This window comes from Alteromonas sp. P256 (assembly GCF_036864455.1).
Lineage (GTDB): Bacteria > Pseudomonadota > Gammaproteobacteria > Enterobacterales > Alteromonadaceae > Alteromonas.
Genome location: NZ_JAZETM010000005.1, coordinates 309,263 through 316,998 on the forward strand (window position 1 = coordinate 309,263; position 7,736 = coordinate 316,998).

At 44.1% G+C, this 7,736-nt stretch carries 7 protein-coding genes; 2 read left to right on the top strand and 5 right to left on the bottom strand.

Annotation, left to right across the window (positions count from 1 at the left end; translation table 11 throughout):
- Positions 1 to 64: 64 nt before the first annotated feature.
- The 5 genes from V7R39_RS10505 to V7R39_RS10525 all read right to left on the bottom strand — a co-directional run bounded on the left by V7R39_RS10505 (position 65) and on the right by V7R39_RS10525 (position 6,006).
- Entirely contained in the window at positions 65 to 1,720 is a 1,656-nt protein-coding gene (locus V7R39_RS10505; RefSeq protein ID WP_334030590.1) for a sensor histidine kinase, read from the bottom strand.
- A 112-nt stretch (positions 1,721 to 1,832) separates the two neighbouring features.
- Entirely contained in the window at positions 1,833 to 3,251 is a 1,419-nt protein-coding gene (glgA, locus tag V7R39_RS10510) for a glycogen synthase GlgA (RefSeq protein ID WP_334030592.1), read from the bottom strand.
- Positions 3,252 to 3,408: 157 nt separating this feature from the next.
- Entirely contained in the window at positions 3,409 to 4,491 is a 1,083-nt protein-coding gene (locus V7R39_RS10515) for a methyltransferase (RefSeq protein WP_334030593.1), read from the bottom strand.
- On the bottom strand, positions 4,491 to 5,210 hold the full coding sequence (gene trmB, locus V7R39_RS10520) for a tRNA (guanosine(46)-N7)-methyltransferase TrmB (RefSeq protein WP_334030594.1): 720 nt from the start codon (positions 5,208 to 5,210) through the stop codon (positions 4,491 to 4,493). Before trmB ends, V7R39_RS10515 begins: the two co-directional genes overlap by 1 nt.
- Positions 5,211 to 5,295: 85 nt before the next feature.
- Positions 5,296 to 6,006 carry an alpha/beta fold hydrolase gene (locus V7R39_RS10525; protein WP_334030596.1) on the bottom strand — a complete coding sequence of 237 codons (711 nt, stop codon included), beginning with the start codon at positions 6,004 to 6,006 and terminating at the stop codon, positions 5,296 to 5,298.
- Between the two features lie 140 nt (positions 6,007 to 6,146).
- Here V7R39_RS10525 and mutY point away from each other — a divergent pair, with 140 nt between their 5' ends.
- Both mutY and V7R39_RS10535 read left to right on the top strand, forming a co-directional pair.
- Positions 6,147 to 7,202: an A/G-specific adenine glycosylase gene (gene mutY, locus V7R39_RS10530; RefSeq protein ID WP_334030599.1), complete on the top strand. Its 1,056-nt coding sequence runs from the start codon at positions 6,147 to 6,149 to the stop codon at positions 7,200 to 7,202.
- 54 nt (positions 7,203 to 7,256) lie between these two features.
- Positions 7,257 to 7,529 (top strand): oxidative damage protection protein, encoded by a 273-nt coding sequence (locus V7R39_RS10535; protein ID WP_032094830.1) that lies wholly within the window; start codon positions 7,257 to 7,259, stop codon positions 7,527 to 7,529.
- Positions 7,530 to 7,736: the final 207 nt, after the last annotated feature.

A 7,736-nucleotide genomic window follows, 5' to 3' on the forward strand; every position in this document is an offset into this window, starting at 1 on the left:
CTACTGTTAGGATTTTGGGGGTTAGCCAACAAATTTCAACAAAAGTTCATACTTTATACAGTGACTACACATATTTCGCATCAGAAACGGGGAATATAATGACAAATTCCACTCCGTCGCCTTCTTCGCTCGTTAAGGTAATAGAGCCAAGAAGTGCTTGCGTCACTAAGTTGTATACGAGATGCATACCTAGACCGGAGCCACCTTGTCCGCGCTTCGTTGTTACGAAGGGATCGAAGATACGCTTACGGATCTCAGGCGGTATGCCTTTTCCATCATCGGAATAAACTAATTTTAATTTGTCGTCACTAACTAATTCAGCACGAATATTTATCGTGCCTGTTTCCATGAATTCAAATCCATGGATAACGGAATTCATTATTAGATTAATCAATATTTGATTAATTGGGCCAGCCTTGGTTTCAACGCTTAAGGTAGGGGCGCATTTCACGTTGATGTTGTGTTTTAATTTTTTGAGCCGAGGCTGTAACGACAGTAGTATCTCATTAACTAGCTGTTCAACGCAAAAACTTCGACTATTTTCTGTAGATTGGTCCACCGCAACCTGTTTAAAGCTCGATATCAGTTCAGCAGCGCGGTTTAAATTGCGATATATGATGTTTAAGTTCTCGTTGCTTTCGTCAATAAAGCGTTTCATTGCGCTTGCTTTCAACGTTTTGTCTTCGAAATCTTTTTGAATAACCGATAATCGGTCTAACATCATTGTTGACGCAGTAACCCCTAAACCAATTGGCGTATTCACTTCGTGTGCCACTCCAGCTACCATATCGCCAAGAGACGCCATCTTTTCATTTTGTACAATTTGTCTTTGGAACTGATGCAGCTTTTCTAAGGTTTGTATTAGTTCGCGGTTTGCGTCTTTGAGCGCAGTGGTTCGCTCATTAACCATTTCTTCTAAGCTTGAATTAAGCTTGCGATGACGCTCTTCAGCCTGCTGCTGCATCTCCATATATTCTTGCATTCGATACAGCATAACGTTAATCGCATCAGCTAATGTGTCTAACTCTTTTATTGTAGACCCATTCGCACGCGATGAATAATCTCGGTGCCGTGAAGTTTGCTGAAGAAAGTGGGTTAATGACTTAATGGGATTAGAAATGCCTAATTGCATTTTAAATGCGGTGTAAAAGGCAATGATCAGCAGTATGACTACCGCAGCAAGATGGGTAAATATGGCCCGTTGTGTAAGGCCATTAAAGTCTTTTGTAGAAAGTCTCAAATACACCCAGCCCAAGTGTATGCCGGTTTCTGCATCAAACGACTTCGTACTTACTTCTAAGTAATCTCCGGTATTGGAAATAGTAGGATTTAGCAGCAGTGCCTCTAATTGGGCTTCTTTACCGCCGGTCATGAGCTGACCTACTTTGTTATACGACGCAAATATTTGCGGCACTGCCACATTAGCCTGCTGTCGGTTCTTTTTGCGGTATACATGAGCGTTGAGTACATAAGGCGCCGCGACGAGATGGCCTAACTCTTTTGCTATGCCTTCGTCTTTATTGTTGATGATATATTGGGCAGACGTTCGGGCGACGAAGTCAGAAAGCACAAAGGCTTTGTTATTGAGTTCGCTGCGATAATTATCTATTTGCATGTACAAAGACAAACAAGACAATATTGCAAGCGATACGGTGACGACGGACATCACAGTCCACAAAAATACGTTGCGTATAGAAAGCTTGCTTGCTTTGTCTGTCATGTCCGTTTTATTTTCAATCCACTTTGCTATGCCGTGTTAATATTGGCGCATATCCTGGCAAAAAGAAAGGTAAGTAAACACAATAATCTATGTGTTACTCAGCGCATTGACTCTACATGCTGCGGTACAATTTTTGGTAATTCTGCGCCGCAGTGTGCCATGTAAAGCGTGTTTTCATTCCTCGAATTTGCATTGCCCTAAACGCGTCCTTATCTTCATAAAAGGCAAGCAATGCTCTGCGAATACAGCTAAGCAACGCAGCTGGCGATGGTTCATCAAAAACAAAACCAGTGCGCTGGCTATTGTCGCCGGTATCTACAACGGTGTCTTTCAATCCACCTACTGAGCGCACAATGGGTATAGTACCGTATGCAAGGCTGTACATCTGATTCAAGCCGCAAGGCTCAAATTGAGACGGCATTAAAAAGAAGTCTGCACCGGCTTCGACCAAATGAGCATGCTCTGAACTAAAACCATTGATGAACGCAAACTGATTAGGGTGCTGCTGAGCAAATTCGCCCAAGTCCATACACACCTTTGGATCCCCCGTGCCCACAATAACCATTTGAATATTGTGCGCAATCAGGTCGTCGAGAATAGGGAGTATATAACCGAATCCTTTTTGCTCAGTGAGTCGACACACCATGCCGATAAGAGGCACGCTAACATTCTGTGGTAAATCAGATTTTTGTTGCAGCACTTTTTTACAGGTCTGCTTAGCGTGTAAATTATCTACCGTGTAGTTTTCAGGCAGAAATGAATCCGTCTCGGGGTTCCACTGGGTGTAGTCGCACCCGTTTAATATACCGCTTAAATCATTTTTGCGATTAACCAAGCGCTCGTGGAGTCCGTGGCTGCCTAAATCAGTGAGAAGCTCAGTAGCATAATTAGGACTGACGGTAGTGACCTTGGTGGCAAATTCAATGCCGCTTTGTAGCATATTGATATAGCCGCCATGAACTTGGCTGCCAATATCAGGATGATGACGCAAAAACGGAATGGCATCTAGCTTATGTACGCCTTGAAATGCGGCATTATGAATAGTAAAAACGGTTTTGGTATTGACGAAATAGTCCGTTTTTTCATTCGACAATAAAAACGGAAGCATCGCCGTGTGCCAATCATGGCAATGAATGACTTGGGGCTTAAGAGAAAGTGCTTTTAGTGCATGCAGCACTGCGCCACTGAAAAAACTAAACCGCTCTCCATTGTCGCTGAAGGCATCGTATGCGTCGGAATAAAGGCCGTCGCGCATGAAAAAGTCTGGCGCGTCGATAAAGTAGACCGGTATGCCGTGCCACTGAAGATGCTTTAGCTTGAAATGATACACTTTACTTTCGGTGAAAAGGGTGTGTACTTCCTCGTCTTCAGGTAAATCTAACTGTTCTTTCAGCGTCTTGTAGTACGGCATGACAATGCAGATGTTTTCATCGAGCGCCTGTAATGCCAAGGGGAGTGCTTTACCTACGTCAGCAAGACCACCCGTTTTCACAAGTTCCTCTGCTTCCGAGATAGCAAATACAATGTCCACGGGTTATCCCTTCTATAATCACTGCTAATGTGTCAACGGTTGCGTACGAGCAAATATACATTGCTTCGTTTAACTGACACGCTAACAGTACGATATAAATTGTTTAACTAGGATGCAAAGCTTATCCGTTTTTTATTTTACTCCGCCAACTTAAGGCTTATAGCGATGCATCATAAATTGAGAACTGCGATGTTTGCGCTTTGGTATAAACCGTTGAAAACTCTTCTGCTAACAAACCCGGGTAGGGCAGAAAACGGTTGGCAACCATTTGTAATGTCCCTTTAGAGGTAAGCTGTTTTTTTGCATCAGAAATAAACCGCTTTGTGATGGTGTAATCGGTTTTAATCCCGGTGTGGAACGGCGGGTTTGTTATAATATGCTGCACCTTCTGAGATACACCATGTAAGCCGTCGGCCGCGAAAATCGTAGCGCTTAATTCGTTTTCCGCAAGAGTCAGTGCGCTGCAGTAGAGTGCTAGTGCGCTAACATCTGATAAGAAAAATGTTAAGTGAGGGTATCTGAGCATAAGGTAGCTAGCTATAACACCTGCACCACAGGCAAAGTCTAGTACGTTGCCCCGCATAGACGTAGAGTGCTTTTGAAGCAACAGTAGCGTGCCAGCATCGAGCTCTTTATGGCTAAACACACCGGGCATCGATGCGATATTCCACGAGGTGTCGTCCACTTCATAAAGACTAACATCTACCCAAGCATCAGGTTCAAAAGCACCATGAGCTTGTTCAACTACTACCGTTACTAAACTGCAGTGACGAGCTGAGTCGATTTTTTGAGGAGAGCCATACTGCTGCATGAGCTTCGCGGCGCTCTTGATTCCACCTTTATTTTCACCAACAACATGAATTCGCCCGTGCTCTCCCACCATACCTGCAGCCATGCGCAGTAACAATTGGAAGTGAGTTTTCGCCTTTGGCAAAAACAACATAACATCGGTAAATGCATTTTCGGTAGTAACAAACGGTGCAAAGGTATGCGTGTGGTTACCTACCTTTTGGGTTACTTCAAAACCCGACTTGTCGATATCTCGGCTGTCTAGAGTGACAGAAGGTATTACTCTTACACTTTCTGCAAAAATATCAAAATACTGATGAATAACCGTAACTTCGGATGACTTCAAACCATCCAGAAAATAGGCATCTGAAGGATTAACAAACGCCCATTTCCCTTCTTCGAATAACGAGATGTTTCGCTCAAGAAGTTGGCTTTGAGGAGATAAAATCATTAAGACGTTCGCTTATAAATGAGATCCCAAACGCCGTGACCTAATTTTTGGCCGCGTGTTTCAAATTTAGTAATTGGGCGGTAGTCAGGACGAGGCACGTAATCACCTTCAGGTGCCGTATTGGTATAGCCTTCGTTGCCATTGGCAACTTCAGCCATATGCTGCGCATAAGGTTCCCAATCTGTTGCCATATGCAGGTGTCCGCCTATCGCTAGTTTAGTTCGTATCAATTCTACAAACTCAGCTTGTACAATTCGACGTTTGTGGTGGCGCTTTTTATGCCACGGGTCGGGGAAAAATAGTTGCAGGCGCGACAAACTCTCTTGGGGTAACATATTTTTGAGAACTTCAACCGCATCGTGTTCCATTACGCGAAGGTTGGTAAGTCCTAGTTCTCCTGCATCTCCTAGGCATGCGCCTACGCCAGGTTTATGAACCTCTATACCGATAAAATCTTTCTCTGGTGAAGCTGCAGCCATCTCAACCAGTGACTTACCCATGCCGAAACCTATTTCAACGACAACAGGTGCCTCTCGGCCAAACAGCTCAGACAAGGAAATAGGCGTATCACAATAGTCTATTCCCATAGTTGGCCAGTGTTGTTCTAGCGCTTTCTCTTGCCCTTTTGTTAGCCGACCTTCGCGCTTAACGTAGCTTTTTACTTTACTGATGTATATACCGGCAGCTTCTGCTTCTGCCTGACTTTTGAATTGCCTCATTTGCAATGCCTTTCGTACCCAATTTTATGCTGGCGCATTATCCACTTACCCACCTTATATGCAACGCTAGAATACAAATTCTGTGTTATTTTTGTACGCCAATGCACTTGCCAACAATAGTCGCTAACTGGCTGGTTTGCTCAAGTGGGATCATGTGCCCCGTGTTTTCAAATTCATACAGTGATGCATTAGGTAGCGACTTCGCGGCGTACCTAAGCGAATCTATGTGTGCAATATTGTCATCAATTGCGCCTACAAGTGTTATTGGCGCATTAATCTTTTCAAGCAATTTAAGTGTATTCTCTCTTGGTGTCGAGGCAAGTGTATGCGCTAACAACGTGCTTTTCCCCAAATCTTTAGCCATGGACGTAACGACATCAGTCACGTTTGTGTCTGCTAAACGGGAAGGGTGGATAAAGCGAGCAAGATAGTTGTGGTTATCAGGTTTAAATTGCCCTTTTTTAAGGCTATTGACCATGGTTTCACGCTGGCTTATCTCATCAGCAGATAGGCCAGCAGGATCATACGCAATGAGTGTGATAGAAGCGATATTAGCCTTATTTCGGGCGGCGATAAGCGAAGCAATGAAGCCACCCATGGAATAGCCAACAAGGTGAACTTTTTCATCAGCAAGTATACGGTCTTCGCTAAGTGCTAGCATGTCTTCTTTCGAGGACGCCCACTGCAGAGGAACAAAGCGACGTTGGGCTATAGAAAGCTGCCGCCAGAGGGGCATAAAGATGCGTTCGTCACAAAGAGTTCCGGGGAAAAATAATACGGGAGCTTGTGTAGACACACGATACCTTAAATAAAAACGAAGAAGAGAGTACATGCTACCATAGCGCACAGTGAATAGAATGTTTATTCAAACGGGTAAATGAAGGTGTTTTAGCAAGTGAATAGTACACAAAATATAGGCGTAAGTTTCCGAAAAATATGACAAAAACAAAGCACAATAACAGTTTTGCACAACGGGTTTTAGCGTGGTTCGATGAGCATGGTAGAAAGCATTTACCGTGGCAGCAAAATGTTACGCCCTATAAGGTGTGGGTATCTGAAATCATGCTGCAGCAAACGCAGGTTGCCACCGTCATCCCATACTTCAATAGATTTATGGCGTCATACCCAAGCGTATTTGAGCTTGCCAATGCATCGCAAGATGACGTGTTGCATCATTGGACGGGGCTTGGCTATTACGCTCGTGCTCGTAACCTGCATAAAGCGGCTAAAATATTGGTTGAAGATTACGAAGGCGTTTTTCCTCCTACACTCGATGAAGTAGTGTCGCTTCCCGGTATAGGCCGCTCTACCGCGGGGGCCATACTTTCGCTATCGAGAGACGAGCGTTATCCTATTTTAGATGGCAACGTGAAGCGTGTGTTAGCACGTTATTACGCTATTGAAGGTTGGCCTGGACAAAAAGCCGTAGAGAATGCCCTGTGGGACGTGGCTGATAAGAATACTCCACAAAATCGCTGTGCGAACTACACTCAGGTGATGATGGACCTAGGTGCCATGGTGTGCACCCGCAGCAAGCCAAAGTGTGATGAGTGCCCTTTACAGCGTGATTGCGTGGCCTTTGCACAAGGTAAGCAAACTGACTATCCGGGTAAGAAACCTAAAAAAGTAACGCCGGTCAGACAAACCTACATGCTCATTCCTATGTTTGGTCAGCAAGTGTTTCTTGAGCAACGTCCTCAAAGTGGTATCTGGGGAGGTTTGTATGGCTTTTTAGAAGCGCAATCTGCTGAAGAAGGTATATCGCTACTTGCTCAAAGGGGAATTGAAGTAGAGGAAATACAGCAGCTTGATGAATTCAGACACACGTTTAGCCATTTTCATTTAGATATAACCCCGCTTATCGCCGTGGTAAACTCAACGCCACAAAAGCGGGTGGCAGAAAATGAGTCGAGATGGTTTTTGCTTGATGAACCTATTGAAGTAGGTTTAGCTGCTCCAACAACGAAGATAATCAAAACACTGGCAAAGTAAACTGCGAACATTTTCGCTAGTGGTGTTTATAAGATAAGACAATAGAGGTGCATGATGGGTAGAACGGTTTTTTGTCATAATTTGCAAAAAGACGCTGATGGCTTAGATTTTCAACTTTATCCCGGAGAATTAGGTAAACGTATATTTGATAATATTTCAAAAGAAGCCTGGGGCAATTGGCAAAAAAAGCAGACTATGTTAATTAACGAACATAAGCTGAATATGATGGAGCCAGAAGCCAGAGCGTTTTTAGAAGAAAGAATGTCGGCATACTTATTTGACGGCGTTGAACCGACCATTGAAGGCTATGTTCCGCCGGAAAAATAACCAAAATGCCACATTTTGTGTAAACAATGTGCAAACGGTCACAAAAGTGAAAAAAAAGCGGGTAAAACGGTTGACTTGTTAGGCCGAAATCCGTTTAATACGCACCCATAGCAGCACAGGCCGAAAACGCTTGTAACGCAAACGAGTTTCGCCTCGATAGCTCAGTTGGTAGAGCAGCGGATTGAAAATCCGCGTGTCCCTGGTTCG